At 59.2% G+C, this 18525-nt stretch carries 12 protein-coding genes and 2 pseudogenes; 11 read left to right on the top strand and 3 right to left on the bottom strand.

Annotated features, from left to right (window positions below):
- Positions 1 to 62 precede the first annotated feature (62 nt).
- The gene (locus HMPREF3155_RS05265) at positions 63 to 2738 is read left to right on the top strand and encodes a DUF4118 domain-containing protein (RefSeq protein ID WP_061921398.1); all 2676 of its coding nucleotides are present in this window, start codon (positions 63 to 65) and stop codon (positions 2736 to 2738) included.
- Positions 2738 to 3487, top strand: coding sequence for a response regulator (locus tag HMPREF3155_RS05270; RefSeq protein ID WP_070432751.1), 750 nt, complete (start codon positions 2738 to 2740; stop codon positions 3485 to 3487). The genes HMPREF3155_RS05265 and HMPREF3155_RS05270 overlap by 1 nt, the downstream gene beginning before the upstream one ends.
- Here the strand turns inward: HMPREF3155_RS05270 and HMPREF3155_RS12855 are convergent.
- Positions 3465 to 3638, bottom strand: a pseudogene (locus HMPREF3155_RS12855) (GntP family permease); the annotation flags it as partial. The gene HMPREF3155_RS05270 and the pseudogene HMPREF3155_RS12855 overlap by 23 nt on opposite strands.
- A gap of 435 nt (positions 3639 to 4073) precedes the next feature.
- On the opposite strand from HMPREF3155_RS12855, the gene HMPREF3155_RS05280 reads away from it, so the two are divergent.
- Both HMPREF3155_RS05280 and HMPREF3155_RS05285 read left to right on the top strand, forming a co-directional pair.
- Positions 4074 to 4454: a hypothetical protein gene (locus HMPREF3155_RS05280; protein ID WP_061921390.1), complete on the top strand. Its 381-nt coding sequence runs from the start codon at positions 4074 to 4076 to the stop codon at positions 4452 to 4454.
- Positions 4455 to 4456: 2 nt separating this feature from the next.
- Positions 4457 to 4999: a gamma carbonic anhydrase family protein gene (locus HMPREF3155_RS05285; RefSeq protein ID WP_061921388.1), complete on the top strand. Its 543-nt coding sequence runs from the start codon at positions 4457 to 4459 to the stop codon at positions 4997 to 4999.
- Here HMPREF3155_RS05285 and HMPREF3155_RS05290 read toward each other — a convergent pair.
- A complete protein-coding gene (locus HMPREF3155_RS05290) occupies positions 4996 to 5649 on the bottom strand; it encodes a hypothetical protein (RefSeq protein ID WP_070432764.1) in 654 nt (217 codons plus the stop codon). The genes HMPREF3155_RS05285 and HMPREF3155_RS05290 overlap by 4 nt on opposite strands.
- Before the next feature lie 136 nt (positions 5650 to 5785).
- Here HMPREF3155_RS05290 and HMPREF3155_RS05295 point away from each other — a divergent pair.
- The 5 genes and pseudogenes from HMPREF3155_RS05295 (at position 5786) to HMPREF3155_RS05315 (ending at position 12582) form a co-directional block, all read left to right on the top strand.
- Positions 5786 to 8174: pseudogene (locus tag HMPREF3155_RS05295) on the top strand (MMPL family transporter).
- Between the two features lie 2 nt (positions 8175 to 8176).
- Positions 8177 to 8776, top strand: coding sequence for a TetR/AcrR family transcriptional regulator (locus tag HMPREF3155_RS05300; protein ID WP_070432753.1), 600 nt, complete (start codon positions 8177 to 8179; stop codon positions 8774 to 8776).
- A gap of 196 nt (positions 8777 to 8972) precedes the next feature.
- Positions 8973 to 10184, top strand: a complete 1212-nt coding sequence (locus HMPREF3155_RS05305) for an NAD-dependent epimerase/dehydratase family protein (RefSeq protein WP_061921377.1) — start codon at positions 8973 to 8975, stop codon at positions 10182 to 10184.
- Positions 10185 to 10199: 15 nt separating this feature from the next.
- Complete coding sequence (locus tag HMPREF3155_RS05310; RefSeq protein ID WP_070432754.1) at positions 10200 to 11339, top strand: glycosyltransferase family 4 protein; 1140 nt, start codon at positions 10200 to 10202, stop codon at positions 11337 to 11339.
- A gap of 16 nt (positions 11340 to 11355) precedes the next feature.
- Positions 11356 to 12582: a DUF6882 domain-containing protein gene (locus HMPREF3155_RS05315; RefSeq protein WP_062035558.1), complete on the top strand. Its 1227-nt coding sequence runs from the start codon at positions 11356 to 11358 to the stop codon at positions 12580 to 12582.
- 17 nt (positions 12583 to 12599) lie between these two features.
- Here HMPREF3155_RS05315 and HMPREF3155_RS05320 read toward each other — a convergent pair whose 3' ends face one another.
- Positions 12600 to 13652, bottom strand: a complete 1053-nt coding sequence (locus tag HMPREF3155_RS05320) for a 3-hydroxyisobutyryl-CoA hydrolase (protein WP_062035559.1) — start codon at positions 13650 to 13652, stop codon at positions 12600 to 12602.
- 56 nt (positions 13653 to 13708) lie between these two features.
- Here HMPREF3155_RS05320 and HMPREF3155_RS05325 point away from each other — a divergent pair, with 56 nt between their 5' ends.
- Positions 13709 to 14533, top strand: a complete 825-nt coding sequence (locus HMPREF3155_RS05325; protein WP_210385644.1) for an HAD family hydrolase — start codon at positions 13709 to 13711, stop codon at positions 14531 to 14533.
- Positions 14534 to 14718: 185 nt separating this feature from the next.
- A complete protein-coding gene (locus HMPREF3155_RS05330; RefSeq protein WP_246817683.1) occupies positions 14719 to 18456 on the top strand; it encodes an acyltransferase family protein in 3738 nt (1245 codons plus the stop codon).
- Positions 18457 to 18525 lie beyond the last annotated feature (69 nt).

The following is an 18525-nucleotide window of genomic DNA, read 5'->3' on the forward strand; positions in this document are numbered from 1 at the left end:
GTCTTTCTCCCCTCGACACACGCCGCCCAGAATAAACACTCCCAAGGATATAATTGGTAACTATGTCTGCCTCTGAGTCTCCTCGAGCGACTACCGACTCTGCGCCCTTCGAGCCATCCCACAGCCACCGTGGAAAACTCAAAGTCTACCTTGGCTTTGCCCCCGGCGTGGGCAAGACCTGCGCCATGCTCAACGAAGCACATGAATTGCAGCGGCAGGGGCTTAACGTCATGGTCGGCGTCGTAGAAACGCACGGCCGGAAACGCACCGCGGAACTGGTCGAGGGTTTAACCGTCATCCCGCGAAAGAAAACCACCTATCGCGGGCGGGTCTTCGAAGAGCTAGATGTCGACGCCTGCTTGGCACTTGCTCCAGACGTGCTTCTCGTCGACGAGCTCGCGCACACCGTCGTCACCGGTGATGCCGAGTTCGCAGCCACAGAAGTCTCGCAAAAGCGTTGGCAGGACGTCTACACGCTGCTTGACGCCGGGATCGACGTCATCTCAACGCTCAACATCCAGCACCTCGAATCGCTCAACGACGTCGTAGCGGCGGTCACAAACACCCGGCAGCGTGAAACCATCCCCGATCAGGTGCTCCGCGATACCGACCACATCGAGCTGGTCGACTTATCCCCCGACTCGCTGCGTATCAGGCTCGCGCGGGGCGAGATCTACCACGGAGCCATGGCGGCCAAGGCCCTGGAGAACTACTTCCGCTTGGGAAACCTGACTGCCCTGCGCGAATTGGCGCTGCTGTGGTTGGCTGACAAGGTCGAAGAAGGTCTCGCGGCCTACCGCGAGAACCACGAGATCGACTCGACATGGCCGACCCGCGAGCGCCTCATCGTAGCGGTGTCGGGCAGCGACGGGTCCGAAGCACTCATTCGGCGCGCCGCCCGTATCGCAGGAAGAGTTTCGGGCAGAGAAATGGTGGCGGTCTACGTCGCCAGCAACGAGGGTTTGACCTCCAACCAAACCCCTTCCGCGCTGCGCCGTCTGCAAGAGCTGGTGGAAGATCTCAATGGCCAGTGGCGCGTGCTCATCGGCGACGACGTCGCCGGCACGCTGTTGGAATACGCACGCTCTATCAACGCGTCGCAATTGGTTATCGGCCGCCGGCCACGCTGGGGGCACACTCTTGCCAATGGAGTTGCCGAGCGTGTGATCGATGGCTCGGGCACGATTGATGTCCACATCGTCTCCCTGTCCTCGTCAGATGACCCCCAGCCAAAACGGCCGCGGCGAGGCACGATTTTCGGCCGAGTCCGCCTACTGACCGGTTGGTTTGCGGCGTTGCTCTTCCCCCCGGGGTTTACGGTGCTCATGTTGCTCTTTAATCCGGAGGAAAAGTTCTTGAGCCCCATCCTGCTGGGATTTCTCACCATCGTGGTCTTTAGCGCCATCGCGGCCGGCGTGTGGCCGGCGCTGCTCGCGGTCATCAGTGGTTCGCTGTTGGCCAACTGGTTCTTTACCGCTCCCACCCACACGTTGAGTATTACCGAGCCGGAGTCGATAACCTCGGTGGGCTTCTTCATCATCATCGCTCTGACCGTGGCGTATATCGTGGACTACGCTGAACGGCGCGCAGACGAAGCGAAACGACGTCAAACACAGGCCGTCATCATGGCAGACCTTGCGCGCGGCGTCATTTACGAGGGGGCGGATCTCAAATCACTATTGCGGCGACTTGGCGAGACTTTTTCGTTGGACAAGGTCCTCCTTCAGCGCTATTCCAGTGAAGACAAGAAGTGGTGGACCATCGAGTCCAACGCGGAGTCCTCGGATGTAGTTGTGGCACAGCAAAAAAGTCGTGCCGGTGAATCCGCCAACCACGTGGGGATCGGTGACTCACTGCGCCTAGTCATCGGCAACCGGGAACTCAGCCCGTCTGAGATCGATATGATCGAAGCCCACGGTGCTCGCATTACCGCCATTCTCGACCGGCAGGAAATGGAAGCGATGCGACGGGCGACCTCAGCCCTGGAGTCCTCCAACCGAGTCGGTTCCACGCTGCTCACCGCGGTCTCGCACGACCTACGAACGCCGCTAGCCGGCATCACCACGGCAGTCTCCGGTCTCACGCTCGGCGACGTCGAAATCTCTGAGGCCGACCGCCAGGCCCTCATCAACACCATCGAGTCCTCGGCGCACCGTCTCGAGATAGTTATCAATCATCTGCTTGACATGTCTCGCCTCAATACGGGGGTGCTTCGACCAAACTCGCAGGCTATTGATGTCGCGGACATCGTCGACGCTGCGCTCGATGAGCACAGCGTCTCTGCAGGAGGCGTGCGTGTGGACATCCCTGTCACGCTGCCCCCGATCCTCGCGGATTACGGCCTCGTCCAGCGCGTACTAGCAAACGTCATCGCCAACGCGGTCAACCACGGCGCGGGCACCCACATCGATATCACGGCGCGCGAGGCACACCTGGCCAGCGTGGCCGACGATGCCGCTTCAATCGGGCCTTCTGGCCTTCGCGACGACCATAACATCGTACAGATTAGGATTGCTGATCACGGCCCTGGCATTCCTCGAGACCAGTGGGATAGCTTGTTTCTGCCTTTCCAACGGCTATCAGATGACGCCTTGGGGCTCGGCCTGGGTCTGGCCGTGGCCCGTGGTTTCACTGAAGCCATGGGCGGACACATCTACCCCGCCGAGACCCCCGGTGGCGGCGCGACCATCGTCATCGAAATGCCTTGTACCTCTACACCCGAAGGTGGAAAGCAGTAGTGTCCCAACTCCATTCATCCTCTGCGGCACCCGAAGCCGACCAAGGGCCCCGCATCCTCATCGTTGAAGACGACCATACGCTAGCCCTTGCGGTTTCAATCAACCTCAAGGCGCGGGGTTATCAAGTTCGCGTTGCAAAGACAGCAGCCTCCGCCCTGAAAGTCTCTGGGCAGTGGCAACCCCAGGCAGTTCTGTTGGACCTCGGCCTTCCGGACACGTCTGGTCTAGAAGTCCTGCGCTCGCTGCGCACATGGTCGACTGTGCCCGTCATCGTGGTCTCCGCCCGCCATGAACAAGAGGGCAAGATCAACGCCCTCGACGAGGGCGCCGACGACTACGTCACCAAACCGTTTTCCACTGGTGAGCTGCTCGCCCGGCTCCGATCCGCCCTACGCCGCGCCGCCACCGCCTTCGCCACCGAACGAGTGAACCCCGTACTCGTCTCCTCGGATAACCGGTTACGCCTCGACCTTGCCCAATCAAGTGTCTACGTGGATGACTCACGCATCCACCTCACACCCATTCAATGGAAAATCGTCGAATACATGGCCCGCAACTACGAGTCTCTCGTCAAAAGCACCGATTTGCTACAGGCAGTGTGGGGCAAAAACTATGAGCAAGAGACCAATTATCTGCGCGTCTACATGTCGCAATTGCGCCACAAGCTCGAGCCGGATCCGTCACGTCCGCGCTATTTCCTCACCGAGCCGGGCTTGGGCTATCGCCTTAACGGCTTCGCCCCCGCATGATGGCCAAAGTCACGAGCGGGATGATGATCGTCACGACAGCAACGTCCTTGTAGGACAGTCGGTGGGTCATACCGCAGACCATGAGCTTGGTGAGCACCGCGCCGTTCTGCGGCAGCGAGTCGAAGCTCACGGAGGCCATGGCGGTCACGCGCCGTCGATAAAGCGCAGCGTCATAATGAGCGGCAACGTCGAGGGCGCGCACGTACATGTTTATGTCGGTCTGCTCGTGGATATCGTCGCGCGTGATGTAGATGGACTCGCCGGTATCCGCGCGCGTCGTCGCCAGGTTCATCTCCTCCGAGTTCGCCTGAAATGCTTCGCAGTCGAAGGGCAGATCATTGTCCGAGGAGCGCTCGTAGATATACTCCGCTTTGAAATACCCCGTGCCGCGCAGCAACGAGGACACCCCCGCCAAAGCTCGGGTTATGGGCGAAGTCCACGAAGGAATCCTTTGCCCGCCAAGCGTCGCGCGAAAGATAATTCACGGTGTGCGAGGCCCCCGCGGACACGCCGCCTTCAAAAATTAGGGGGAAGTTCTTGCATCAATCACGTTGTTTTACCGCACGCGGCTGCTTACGATGTTCACATGGGATTACTTGACGCGCTCCGCTCGCTCACCGGCCCCAAGGCCCCGCGCCTCGCCACGCCCGAGGCTGGCGCGCCCGTCGTCGAGGTCGGCCATTTGGAGGTCCACACCGCCGGAACCTTGCTCATCGTCGTCACCGACTCTTCCGGCGCCGCAGCCCTCCGTGAGGTCGCCCTCGCCGCCGAGCCCGCTTGGCTTGCCGATGCCCCCACCCGCGTCTTCTTCTCCCCGGCCCCACGCCCCGAGGTCCCCGTCCGCGACCCGAAGAAAGGCTGGGCCATCCCGCTCGACCCGGACACACGCGCCGCACTGCTGGAGACCCTGCGCGCCGAGCCGGGCGACTACGAGCTGTCCAAAACCCTTGCCATCTCCGTGGAGTAATCATGCTCATTCTTCCCTTCAACGGCGTCCGTCCCCGCATCCACCGCAGCGCGTTTATCGCGCCGAACGCCACGATTATCGGCGACGTGGAAATCGGCCCCGACGCGTCCGTCTTTTATGGCACGGTCCTGCGCGCCGACGTCGGCGCCATCCGCATTGGCGCACGCACGAATATCCAGGACAATTGCGTACTCCACGTCGACTGCGACGCAGACTGCGTCCTCGAAGACGACGTGACTGTGGGCCACATGGCGATGGTCCACGGCGCACACGTCGAGTCCGGAACGCTCGTGGGTATGCAGGCCACCGTGCTCTCACGCTCGCATGTCGGTACTGGCTCGCTCATCGCCGGCGGCGCCGTGGTCCTCGAAGGCCAGCAAATCCCGGCGCGCTCGCTCGCCGCTGGCGTGCCCGCCAAGGTCCGCCGCGAGCTGAACCCCGAGGAATCCGCCGCGTTTATCCCGCATGCCGCGCGCTACGTCGAGACCGCCCGCGGCCAGGCGCCCGAGTCCGAGTCCCTGCGTCTCGAGGACGTCTGGTTCTAGAGCGAGACCACCCCCATGATGATTAGAAAAACCGCAACCGCGTAGCCCGAGTACAGCGCGACCTGGGTCGAGTTGCGGCGCGCAGCCGCGAAGATGCGCCCGGCTGGGCTGTCCGGGTAGTGGCGCACCATCGCGATCCCCAGGCCACAGAGCGTGGGCAGGCTCAACGCCAGGCAGGCGTAGAGCAGGCCTGCGCTCACCCGCGAGCTCACCGAAAGATCGCCTGCGGCCAAGTGCATGAGGCCGTAGTAGAACGGCACCGAGGTGAGCGATTGGATAATGCCCATCGCGAAGCCGACAAGCGCCGTAAGCAACGACGGGGTGCGCAGCGGGCCTAGGAGTTTCTCCACGAGCGGGTTCGACTCGCCTTTGGAGCGCCACGCGCCGAGCGCGAGGAGGACGCCGACCACGATGAGCACGATGCCCGCGATGGGCGAGTCGAGCACCGAGATGATCTGGTCCTTGATGCCAAGGAAGATAGAGAACACGAGCGCCGTCGCGGCGAGCACGCCCAGCCAGTCTCCCACGACCACGAGCGTAGCGATCTTGCGATACATCCCGCGCGGCAGCATGATGCCAATCGCGACGAGGATACCTATGAGCAGCGCATTCACGGAGTCAAGGAGAGCGTAAAGGACGGCATGGAGCATGCGCGCAAGTCTACAGCGCTTATGCAGCGCCTCCCCAAACTGATCCCAAATCGCAAACTTGCACAGCAACTGCAAGTTTGCGTAAGGTGTGCAATATTGCAGAAGTAACGCAAACTTAATCAAAGGAAGTCTGTACATGTCGAAATTCCTCTACCGACTCGGTAGTTGGTCATACCGAAAAGTGTGGCCATTTCTAGCGTTCTGGCTCGTAGTCCTCGTGGGCTTCGGTGGCCTCGCGGGCGCTTTTGCCAAGTCCCCTAGCCCAACCTTTTCCATGCCTGACATGGATTCCACCGTCACTCAGGAAAAGATGATAGAGCGCTTCGGTAATGAAACCGATGCCATGAGCGCGCCTAGCGCCACCATCACCATTCAAGCTCCAGAAGGCGAAAAGCTCAGTGCAAAAGAGGTCATGGGCGAGGTCGATTCCATGATCGAGGAGTTGCAAGGCACGGACGCGCTGCGCGATTCCGACAAGATTGTCAATCCCGTCGTGGCCGCGATGGGCATGGAAAAGCAGCTGACTGAAAAGATGTCGGCGCAGGGCATGCCTGAAGAGCAGATCCAAGAAAACCTGGCTGCCTTATCCCCGCTCAGCGAGGATAAGCGCACAGGCACCATCTCCATCGAATTCGATGCAGATACCGTCACCGACATCCCGCAAGAAGAGATGACTGCGGTCACGGATATTCTGCGCGACTACGACGAGGGCGACCTCACTGTGAAATACGGCGGCAACGCCTTCAACGGCGCCACCGAGATGAACATGGTCTCCGAGGTCATCGGCCTCATCGTCGCGGCCGTCGTGCTGCTTATTACCTTCGGCTCGTTCGTAGCCGCAGGCATGCCGCTTATCTCCGCCGTCATTGGCGTGGGCGTCGGCCTGCTGGGCGTCCAGCTCGCCACCATCTTCACGGACTCTGTCTCCGATCAGACCCCGATGCTGGCCTCCATGATCGGTCTCGCAGTGGGCATCGACTATGCCCTGTTCATCGTCGCTCGCTTCCGCAACGAGCTGATTACCTCCTCTGGTCTCAATGACTTGAACCCCAAGGAGCTGGCCGCAGAGCTTAAGAAGATGGACAAGGCTACCCGCGCACATGCAATGGGCATGGCGCTCGGCACCGCCGGTTCCTCCGTCATTTTCGCCGGCATCACCGTGGTCATCGCCCTCGCCGCGCTGACTATCATCGGCATTCCGTTCCTTTCCACCATGGCCATCGCAGCCGCAGCCACCGTGGTCATCGCGGTCTGCGTAGCACTTTCCTTCCTACCGGCCCTCCTCGGCCTGTTGGGTACCAAGATCTTCGCAGGTCGCGTTCCCGGTCCTAAGGTTCCGGATCCAGAAGATGAAAAGCCAACGATGGGCCTAAAGTGGGTACGCCGCGTGCGTGCGCATCCATTCCTGCACCTGGTTGCCGGCGTTGTGCTGCTGGGCATCCTCGCACTTCCGGCTGCCAACTTGCGCCTTGCGATGCCGACAGATGGCACCTCCAAGCTAGGCACCCCCCCAGCGCGATGCCTACGAGATGACCGAGGAGGCATTCGGCCCGGGACGCAATGCTCCGATGATCGCTTTCGTCGACGTCGCGAACGTCGCCGAGCAAGACCGCCTGCCTGCATTCCAGCAGATTCTGCAGGAATTCAATGACACCGAAGGCGTCGTCAATGCCCAGATCGTGGCAACCACCGACTCCCAAGATGCCGCGCAGATCATGATCACCCCGTCCACCGGCGCGACCGATGAGGAAACCACCCAGACCTTGGAGCGTCTGCGTGATTACCAGGGCGAGTTCAGCGAAAACACCGGCGGTAGCTACGGCATCACCGGCATTACCCCAATCTTCGATGACATTTCGCAGAAGCTTTCCGACGTCCTGGTCCCCTACATCGCCATCGTCCTGGGCCTCGCCTTCCTGGTGCTGCTATTGGTATTCCGCTCCATCTGGGTACCGCTGATTGCCGCGGCTGGCTTCGGCCTATCAATGGCCGCCACGTTCGGCATCACCGTCGCTATCTTCCAGGAAGGCATGTTCGGCATCATCGATGACCCACAGCCACTTCTTTCCTTCCTGCCGATCATGCTCATCGGCCTGACCTTTGGCCTGGCGATGGACTACCAGGTCTTCCTGGTTACCCGCATGCGTGAGGGATTTGTCCACGGCAAGACGGCCGGCAACGCCACCTCCAACGGATTCAAGCATGGCGCTCGCACCGTGACCGCGGCGGCGTTGATCATGATCTCCGTGTTCGCGGCCTTCATGCTCATCGACCTCCCCTTCATTAAGACCATGGGCTTCGCGCTGGCAGTCGGCGTCTTCATGGATGCCTTCGTCGTACGCATGATGCTGATTCCGGCCACCATGTTCCTACTCGATGACAAGGCGTGGTGGATGCCAAAGTGGCTGGAGAAGATTCTGCCCAACCTCGATGTAGAAGGAGAAGCCCTGAGCGCGCAGCGTGAAGAACTCCAACAATTCCAGCGCGATAAGGTAGAAGCGAAGTCCACCGGAAAAGGAGCATAAAAGTGTCGAGCTTGCGAGAAGCAAAAAAGCGGGCCACGCGCCACGCCATCGCAGATTCTGCCGCGCGCCTGGTGCTCGCTGAAGGTGCGGAAAAACTCACCGTGGCGCGCATTGCGGAGGTCGCCGGGGTCTCCCCACGTACCTTCCACAATTACTTCACCTCTGCTTCCGATGCGCTTTTGTTTTTCACCGCAAGCGTCCTTGAGTCCTTCTCGGAAAATATCGACGAGCTCTATCCCGAGGCTGACATCAACGAATTCTTTGAGCACCTAGTCTCGGATGTTCTGGAATCCGAGGACGAAAACCTGCATTCGATTGCTACCTTGGTGGCCATCGGCGAGAGTCTCGAAGGGCTTAGCCACACTGCCGAAGAGCGCCAACGCTACGAGTCTTGTGCCGAAGACATCCTGAAGTCCTTCAGCACGCGAATGGCCGACTTTTCCGAAAGAGAAATGCGCGTCATTTTGACTGCCCATGGCGCGGCCGCACGCCTTGCCCTGATGGAAATCAATGCCGCAGAAAAGGAAGGCCATGCTTTGAGCATTGAAGAAAAGAAGCAAATCGTCAGCGAATGCCTTGCAGCGCTGAAAAAGATTTCCTAATCGATTTCTCAAGCACTGCGCTTTCCTGCAGTTCACTGAAAATTCACCCCGGACCGGCGGCGACACCTGCCGGTACCGGGGTACTGTCGTATAAGTCGTATTTTCCGCCCACAGGCCTCGCTCCTCCGGGCAAAGATAGACCTTCCTGTCAGCGCATGTTCGCATGCATCCCTCGAGTAAGTTTGGAGTGTTCACAGTGAAGATTGCGATTCTGGGCGGCGACGGTTTCTGTGGATGGCCAGCATCCCTTTATTTGTCCGACCAGAGCCATGACGTCATCATCGTGGATAATCTCTCACGCCGCGCTATCGACGAGGAACTCGGCGCGAGTTCGTTAACCCCCATCGTCTCGATTGAGGAACGCATCGCGGCATGGCATGAGGTCTCCGGCAAGACCATCGCTTTCCACAACTTGGACGTTGCTCAGGACTACGACGCTTTGCTCGACTTCCTGGTAACTGAACAACCGGATGCAGTAGTGCACTTTGCTGAGCAGCGCGCTGCTCCTTATTCCATGAAGAATTCGCGTACCAAGCGTTACACGGTGGATAACAACATCAACGCCACCCATAACCTGCTGGCCGCCATCGTGGAATCCGGCCTCGACATCCACGTGGCTCACCTCGGCACCATGGGCGTCTACGGCTACGGCACCGCGGGCATGGAAATCCCGGAAGGCTACCTCGACGTACAGGTCAAGGTGGAGGGCCAGGAGCCAATCGAGCAGTCCATCCTCTACCCTTCCAACCCAGGCTCGGTCTACCACATGACCAAGGTGCTGGATCAGCACCTTTTTGCCTACTACGTCAAGAACGATGAGCTGCGCGTCACCGACCTACACCAGGGCATCATCTGGGGTACTCACACCGAGCAAACACTTAAAGACGAGCGCCTCATCAACCGCTTCGACTACGACGGCGACTATGGCACGGTGCTCAACCGCTTCCTCATCCAGGCAGGTATCGGTTACCCGCTGACTGTCCACGGCACCGGTGGCCAGACCCGCGCTTTCATCCACATCCGCGACATGGTCCGCTGCATCGAATTGGCTCTGGAGAATCCGCCGGCCAAGGGCGAACGCGTAAAGATCATCAACCAGATGACAGAAACCCATCGCGTGCGCGACCTTGCAGAACTCGTCGCCGAGCTTTCCGGTGCGAAGCTCGCCATGGTGCCGAACCCGCGCAAGGAATCGGCAGAAAACGAGCTGCACGTTTCCAACAACACCTTCTTGGAACTTGGCCTTGAGCCAACTACCTTGAGCGAGGGGCTCCTCCACGAGATCGAGGAGGTAGCAAGGCGCTACGCGGACCGCGTGGATCGCTCCAAGATTCCAGCGCAGTCGCTGTGGACGAAGCAGCAACAGGTTGGAATTCCGGAGGAATTCCTCGACAAGGCCGCTCACTAACCCCACTTTTAAACCGTGCGCATCGCAATCGTTACTGAGGTCTTTCTCCCGAAGATCGACGGAGTAGTCACCCGCCTGACCAAGACCCTAGAGCAGCTTGCTGTTCTAGGGCACGAGGTCAAAATTTTCGCCCCGGGCAATCCTCCGAAAAGTTTTGCAGGCTTTGAGGTTTCCCCGATCCCCAGCCTTTCCTTACCGGTCTACCCGGAGATCAAATTCGGTCTTCCAACTTGGGGATTCTTCAGGGAAATCCGCGAATGGGCCCCAGACGTAATTCATGCCGTCAACCCCATTTGGACTGCCGCACTAGGCGTCTTCGCTGCCCGGCGCGATGCGGTCCCGCTGGTGGCAAGCTTTCACACCAACGTCCCGGAATATGTTGACGCTCTCGGCATCGGGTGGACACGCCCGCTGACAGAGCATGCGATCACCTACCTACACAACCAGGCCGCGGTGAACCTGTGCACGTCTGCTCCCATGGTGGATAAGGCCCGCATGATTGGGATGCACAACGTGAAGTTGTGGCCAAAGGCCGTAGACACTCAGACCTACCACCCGAAAAAATCCACACTAGTCATGCGTGAGCGCCTCAGCGCAGGTAATCCCGACGCACCGCTTCTTACCTATATCGGCCGCATTTCCAAAGAAAAGGACCTGGAGCGGCTCGCCAACGTAACAAAACTCGTGCGCCAGGAAGTACCCGCGGCACGCTTGGCCATCGTGGGCGCTGGCCCCTATCTGGAGCAGCTCAAGAAGTCCTTCGACCCCGAAGTCACTGTCTTTACCGGCTATTTGTCCGGCGAAAAGCTCGCGCAAGCATTCGCTTCCGGTGACGTTTTCCTCTTCCCCTCAGCGACGGAGACTTTAGGCTTGGTTGCCCTTGAATCCTTTGCTGCCGGAGTGCCTGTCATCGGTACAAACGCCGGCGGCATCCCTTTCGTCATCGACGAAGGCGAAACCGGTCACCTCATCGATCGCGATGCTTCCGACGCCGAATGGGCCGCAGCTGCGATTAGCCTATTGACAGATCCCGCGCGACGCGCCCGCATGGGTCAGGCCGCGCGTACCGAAGCAGAGCGCTATTCATGGTTAGAATCCACAAAGGCACTCGTTGCCGCTTATGAAGAAGCGATAGATAATCCCTACCGACGCTGAGGAAGTTTCACGCCCCATGCCATTGCCACCGTTGCCACTGCCTGAAAACCAGGAAGAAATTTACTCCGCCGGCGCCTTCGTGCAAGCAGGTATCGATGCGGAATTTACAAAGCAGCTAGGCGAGGTTGAAGCGACGGAGTTCAACTTCCAGCCTTCCCCGAGCGCTGATGGGACTACCGAATTGGACCAAAAGGTCCAGGTTCGCTTCAACACTGCGCAGGGAATACGCGATTTTCCAGGCATGCGCCTTGCCACCATCAAGGATGGCATTCTCACCTGGTGCGCGGAAGGTGCGCGTCAAGCGCCCATCGCGGAGTTCCACGAACCGCAACCTTTCGAGTTCTCACTGCTTAATATCGCGCGCTTTCTCGTGGGCAACGCCCCGGTCGCCCGGGTACCGCAGGGCGATCACGACGCCGTGGTGGCCATTGCGTTCAACAGTCTTCCGCACGATACGGCCAGCACTATCTCCTTAGGACTTGAGCGTTTCAGCGGCGGCATCGACGAGCGCTTGGCCTTGCTGAACCTCGCGCAAGCGCGCCGGCTCGAAGCTGATTCCGCGCCGGGTAACGCCAAGGGCGGCGCCACAGCGGAGACAATCACGCTCAGCGATGGCACCAGCGTGCATTTGAGCGCCAAGGATGCACCGGGTGGCCAGCGCATCGTTGGCATCCGCAAGGCCCATTCGGGTGTGCTGCCAGAGCACGTGCTTGCCGACGCCCATTTCACCGCCGTTGAGCACCAGTTCTACCTGGAGTCGCGCTTTCCTGATGCCGCCGTGCAGTTTGATGCCGCGACGGCCACCGCGATGCTTTCTACCTCGACCGGTTCGACGCCCGTCGATGCTCATCTCATCGCAACGGTCGACTCCGATGAGTTCACGTGGGCGTGGGCTGATCCGGACTATGCGGGCACGCATTCCGCACGCGCTTCCTTCAACTTGCAGCGCTTCGGGCGCGATAACTGCGTCCCAGATCTTGTCCGGCCTTGCCTACCAATGGAGTGGGCGAAGGACGCCTTTCTTCCGCAGATTGCGATGCCCATCCTCGGCGCATGGACTTTGCTGACCGTACAGCTGGGGGAAAAGACCGGTATCCTCCTAGCGAGCTCGCCTACGCTGACGTTGCCTGCCCCTACTCCGGAAGTTGCCGAGGCAGTGCTGGCCGTCGACCTTCCTGCAGGCTGCGACGCCGAACGCGCCCGTGCCGCTTACGCCGCTAACCGCGGCGTCGCCAGTTGGTAAAGCATTAGTGCCAGCATCTAGGCGTTGGCGATAACCTCGCGGAATTCGGCGGCCTCTCCCGCTGCGGGGAACGCGGCATCATGCGTTTTATCTACCAGGACCGCACGCACGCCTTCGACAAAATCTGGCCGGCGCAACATGTGCTTGCCCAAAGCCAGCTCCATGCGCAGGGCCTCACGGACGTCTTTCGCTTTGGCTTCCCCAGCGAAAAGTTCTGTAGCCGCAACCAAAGATGAAGGGCTAGCCTTTTCGGTAAGTTTTGCAAAGACCTCTGCCAGCTGCGGATGGGCAGGAAGCGCTTGCTTGATATCGGCCCATGTATCAAAGGCAAAAACTTCATCGATGTCATCAATGAGCTCTGCTAGCTCTGGTTTACCTTCCGGTTTAATCGCGTGCTTTTCTGCAGCGGCATCGACGCCTACGGCAATAACATCATCGATGAATGCCTGGGGGCTTTCGATGACGTGCGTCGCCAAGCCAGCCCAGAGCATATCTGCGGCATACATACGGTAGCCGCTAAGGCCCCAAAACTTTGCCAGTGCGGGATCGGATTTTCCACGGGTGCCAATCATGCGTTGGGCCATGTAGGCGACACCGACGTCAGTGATGTAGCCAATTGCCATCTCTGGCATCGAAGCAAATGCTTTGTCGGTGACGATTCGGTGCGAACCGTGGGCGGAAATTCCTAGTCCGCCTCCCATGACGACGCCGTCGATAACGGAGATATAGGGCTTGGGATACTCGGCGATATCACCATTCAGTTTGTACTCTTTTTCAAAGAATTCATCCACTTGTCCCCAACGTTCCTCCAAGACTCCGTCGCGGGCGGCACGCACGTCACCTCCAGCACAAAAGGCCTTGGGGCTTCGCGAGTGAACCAGCACTTGTTGGACATTTTCGTCCTCGCGCCACTGGGAAAGAGCTTGGCGAATAATGTCAAGCATCTCAGGATTTAAACTATTGAGCGCGCGCGGCCGATCCAGCTCGATAACTCCGGTATGGTTGCGAACTGATACTTTCACTGGCTCGGCGTGAGAACTTGTTTCTACAGCACTATTATTCTCAGACATGCCCTCCAGTGTGGCATATCACATTAGATACGGCTACCCCGATAAATCACAGATTGGTGGACGATTTGGCCCCGCAGCTCATTGCACTAGACATGGACGGCACTCTCTTAAACCCAGAGGGTCAACTTCCACATGACTTTGCGGAACTTAAGGCACTCGCTGCCGAAAATGAGTCCGTTCTAATCCCGGCGTCGGGCCGCCAGCTTGCCACCTTGCAGAAGATGTTCCCCGACTTTGACGCCTTCATCGCCGAAAACGGTGCGGTGGTCATGCGCGACAATGAGATCATTGCGTCCTTTCCCCTACCCGCTGCAGCTGTGCGTCGCGTTCTAGCGGCATCGTCTGAGTTCCCTGCGGAGCACACGTTGGTTCTGTGCACCCCGGAGCGCGCGTTTATTAAACGCGATATACCAGAGCACGCGGTTCAGGAAATCACCAAGTATTACAGTGCGTTTAAGTGGGTGGAGTCCCTCGATGAGGTGCCGCTCGATAACGTCATTAAAATTGCGGCCTACTGTAAGGACGGCTCAGAGGCCAACCTCGCCCCTACGGTCCGCAAGGTCGTGCCGGAACACACCGTGGCCATCTCCGGCAAGGTCTGGCTCGATGTCATGGCAGACGGCGTCGACAAGGGCAAGGCTTTGACTGCTATGGCCAAGCTTAGCGACGTCGCGCTTTCCGAGACCGCCGCCTTCGGTGACTTCTTAAACGACTACGAGCTTTTGCGTGCCGCGGGCCTAGCGGTAGCAATGGAAAACGCGCATCCACAGTTGAAGGAGATCGCAGATATTATCGCCCCGTCCAATGCAGACAACGGTGTGTCCACAGTTCTGCGCAAGCTGTTCGCGGAGTCTGCTACCAGCAATTTAGGCACAAGTTAGGTTGCCCAAATAAGGGTGAGTACTCCTCCCCATTTTTTAGAATTCTTTTACCGACGCGGGCTAGAATAACCCAGTTGCTAGCCACTATTTCCCTGGAGAATGTTTTGAAACAGTTTTTGAGGTCCCTCCTCGGCCGACCAGCGCAACAGGCTCAGGAGGCCCCGCAGAAACCGGTATATCAACCAGTGGCGGATAACAAGGATCACAACAACGATCCAAAGAAGGCAGAGCCACAAGTCAAGGGTTCGCAGGACAAGTCTGCGAACATGCCTTCCCAGGCTAAGTCTGCCAAGGCAAACTCCTCTAAGCCAGCACAGCAGAAGCAGTCCGAACAGAAGCAGCCTGAGCAAAAGAAGTCGACTTCTGCCCCTAAGAAGCCGGAGAACTCTAAGCCTGCCGCTGCCCCTAACAAGCCGGCCGCACAAAACAAGCCGGCCGCAGCATCGGGCAAGCCTGACACTTCCAATACCAAGCCAGGCAATACGGTACCGAAGCCAAGTGCACCAGCCCCTAAGCAAGGTTCTGCTGAATCTAAGCCGCAGCCAGATCCTCAGAAGAAGCAGACTGATTCCAAGGCTCCAGCAAAGCCAGCTCCGAAGAACACCAAGAATGCTCGTCTGGTCTACCCACCTCAGGAAAAGGGCGCTGCAAACAAGCCAGCATCAGCTTCCCAACAGAAGACCGAGGCAAAGCAATCTCCTGCCGCCCCCAAGGGCGTAGCGCCGAAGAACTCTGCACCTAAGAATTCTGCAGATTCCGCAGCCTCCTCATCCAAGGATGCGAAGGCCAACAAGCCTGCTGCAGAAAAACCAAAGCAGTTTGCACAAAAGGCACAGCCGACGCAGCCCCCAAAGCAAGCACCTCAGAAGTCTCAGCCTGCCCAGCAACAGAAACCAAAAACTTCTCAAGCTCCCCAGCAGAAAACTGCCGCTGCGAAGCCTCAGCCCGCTCAACAGCAGAAGCCACAAACTGCGCAGCAACAGAAACCGGCACAAAAGCAGGCCAACCAACCCCAAAAGACTCCTACTCAAAAGCCGATAAACCCGAAGTCTCTGCCTGCCAAGAATGCTCAGCCAGGCGCCAAGGCTCAACCAAGCAATAAGCCTCAGCAGCCTGCGCAGCAGATGCCCCAACCCACTCAACAGCAGAAGCCACAAACTGCGCAGCAACAGAAACCGGCACAAAAGCAGGCCAACCAACCCCAAAAGACTCCTACTCAAAAGCCGATAAACCCGAAGTCTCTGCCTGCCAAGAATGCTCAGCCAGGCGCCAAGGCTCAACCAAGCAATAAGCCTCAGCAGCCTGCACAGAAATCTGCACAGCAAAAGCCCCAGCCGCAGGCTCAGCCAGCTCCGAAAGCTTCTGTTCAGAAACCAATTCAGTCGAAGCCGTCGGCACCGCAGGCTAAGTCTGCTGAGAAGCCAGCCGAAAAGCCTAAGCCTGCTGCTAAGTCTGCACCACAGACCGAGCGGAAGTCGGGCAAGAAGCCGCAGCCGTCTCAACCGAAAAAGAACACTGACGGCGCTGGCGGTGCTGGTCGCGCTGCTGGCGCTGCTGCAGCGGCAGGCGCAGCTGGTGCCGCAGGCGCAGCAGGTGCTTCCGCAGCAAAGTCTCCGTCGGCGAAGGCACCAGCGGCCGATCAAGAAATCAAACGTGCGCTCGCACGCCGTTCCCAGCCGGTTGGCACTCCTACCCCGCAGCAGATGAAGGCGCCGAAGCCATCACGCGAGGCGCGCAGAAACTCTGATCAGCACGACGATGCTGGCAAGGGTTCGGCAACTGCTAAGACAGCCGCCGCTGGTGCTGTGGCTGGTGCGGCAGCAGGCGCGGCTGGTGCTTCCACGGCGTCGGCAAGCGAGGCTGGTGCTTCCACGGCGTCGGCAAGCGAGGCTCCAAAGAAGACCTCCTACGTGCAGCCGCCGCAGAAAGCATCGCAGCCAAAGCAAGACTCCAAACCGGCAAAGCCGGTGATGGTGGACCACTTCCCGCACGAACCGGAAGCGTTGAAGACGCCGCACGATAGCAAGGAAGTAAAACGCACCAAGCGCGCACGCCTGCGCCAGGTTAAGGGCCTTGATGGTCTGCGCGGCTTGGCCGTTCTTGCTGTGGTTATCTACCACTTCTTCGGCGACGTGCTGCCTGGTGGTTACCTTGGCGTGGACATGTTCTTTGTCCTCTCCGGCTTCCTCATCACCTCCCTGCTGGTGCGTGAGTTCCGTGTGAGCGGTCGAATCAGCCTGAAGGACTTCTGGGTACGTCGATTCCGCCGCATCCTGCCCGCAGCGCTGACCGTTTTGATTATCTGCACGGCGATCGTTGCTCTCATCGGCGGCGATATCGCAGTCGGTATCCGTGAGCAGTTCCTGGGCACGTTCTTCTTCGTCAACAACTGGACGCAGATTGCCACCTCCCAGTCCTACTTCGCGGACAATGAGATCCAGGTCTTTGCCCACTACTGGTCCTTGGCCGTAGAAGAGCAGTTCTACGTCATCTGGCCGCTGCTTATCTTTGGTATCTTTGCCATCTCCCGCCGACAGCCGCGCCGTCTACCAATCGCAATCTCGCTGCTGCTAGCTATCGCCTCCGGCGTAGCAATGTGGCTGATTTACGCCCCGGGCCAAGACCCAACTCGCGTCTACTACGGCACCGATACCCACGCCTTCGGCCTGCTCATCGGTGCTATTCTGTCCCTGATTGTTACCAGCACCAAGTCCCACCCGAAGGCAGATTCTTGGCCAAGCCCTGGCAAGTCTGAGCAGGTAATGGCCGGTGTCATCGGCACCTTCGCCTTGGCCGGCTACATCGCGCAGCTGTTCCTCATGCCGGACGATGCTGAGTTCACCTACCGCGGCGGCCTCATCCTCACCAGCGTTCTCGGCGCACTGATGATCTGGGGCGTTATCCGTGAGTTCGGTCCGCTCAAGTGGATCTTCAGCACCGCCGTCATGCGTTGGCTCGGCCAACGCTCCTTCTCGCTGTACCTGTGGCACTGGCCGGTCGTGATGATTTTGCGCGCGATTTTCGACGGAAACCACTCCTCCGACAAGCCGTGGATTCTGGGCCTTGTCGCGGTACCGATCTCTTTCTTGCTGGCAGAGCTTTCCTACCAGTTCGTGGAGAATCCTTTCCGCCGCGGCGGTTACAAGAAGACGTGGACTGGCTACTGGGCGGCCCGCCCATCCATGTCCGAGATGAAGGACGGATTTGCCAAGGCCTTTTGGCCGCTCGTGCCGTTGATCGTCGTCGCTTCCCTAGTGGGCGTGGGCTATGCGCTGGCGACCTCCAGCGATAAGTCTGAGCTGGAGCAGCAGCTCGAGCAACTGCAGAAGCAGAATAAGTCCACGCAAAACGGCGGCCCAGCGCCTGCTGCCGCACCAAGCACGCAGACGGAAAAGACGCGTCGCCCGATGCCAACCGGCAATGAAATTACCGCCATCGGTGACTCGGTGATGTTGGCTGCCTCCGAGGCACTGCAGCAGCGCTACCCAGGCATCTACATCGACGCTGAGGTCTCCCGCCACTACAGCGCTGCCCCACCAATCATCGAGCAGCTGAAGGCAGCCGGCGACCTGCGCTCCACGGTCTTCCTTGGCTTCGGCACCAATGGCCCGGCATTCCCCGACCAGATTCAGGAAGTCGTTGACCTCATCGGCCCAGACCACACCATCGTGATGGCCGTTCCTTACGGCGACCGCGAATGGATGGCACAGTCTCAAAGCGACGTCATCGACGCTGCGAAAAAGTACGACAACGTCTACCTCGCTGACTGGTGCACCCACGCACAGAACAACCCGAACTTGCTCTATTCCGACGGCATTCACCCGCTTCCGGAAGGCGCCTCGGAATACGCCCTGGCGTTCCACTACGCCTTGTTGCAGTACTCCAACTACGACAAGAACTTGGATTCCAAGTGCCAGATCTAGTAGTTCTTTAGCCAAAGCTCCTAGAACGCAAAAGGCGGACGGTCCCTTACAACGGACTGTCCGCCTTTT

This window comes from Corynebacterium sp. HMSC06D04 (assembly GCF_001807315.1).
Taxonomy (GTDB): domain Bacteria; phylum Actinomycetota; class Actinomycetes; order Mycobacteriales; family Mycobacteriaceae; genus Corynebacterium; species Corynebacterium simulans.

Coding starts and splice junctions, on each gene's coding strand:
- HMPREF3155_RS05265 (WP_061921398.1), top strand. CDS start 63: ATGTCTGCCTCTGAGTCTCCTCGAGCGACTACCGACTCTGCGCCCTTC.
- HMPREF3155_RS05280 (WP_061921390.1), top strand. CDS start 4,074: ATGGGATTACTTGACGCGCTCCGCTCGCTCACCGGCCCCAAGGCCCCG.
- HMPREF3155_RS05285 (WP_061921388.1), top strand. CDS start 4,457: ATGCTCATTCTTCCCTTCAACGGCGTCCGTCCCCGCATCCACCGCAGC.
- HMPREF3155_RS05290 (WP_070432764.1), bottom strand. CDS start 5,649: ATGCTCCATGCCGTCCTTTACGCTCTCCTTGACTCCGTGAATGCGCTG.
- HMPREF3155_RS05315 (WP_062035558.1), top strand. CDS start 11,356: ATGCCATTGCCACCGTTGCCACTGCCTGAAAACCAGGAAGAAATTTAC.
- HMPREF3155_RS05320 (WP_062035559.1), bottom strand. CDS start 13,652: ATGTCTGAGAATAATAGTGCTGTAGAAACAAGTTCTCACGCCGAGCCA.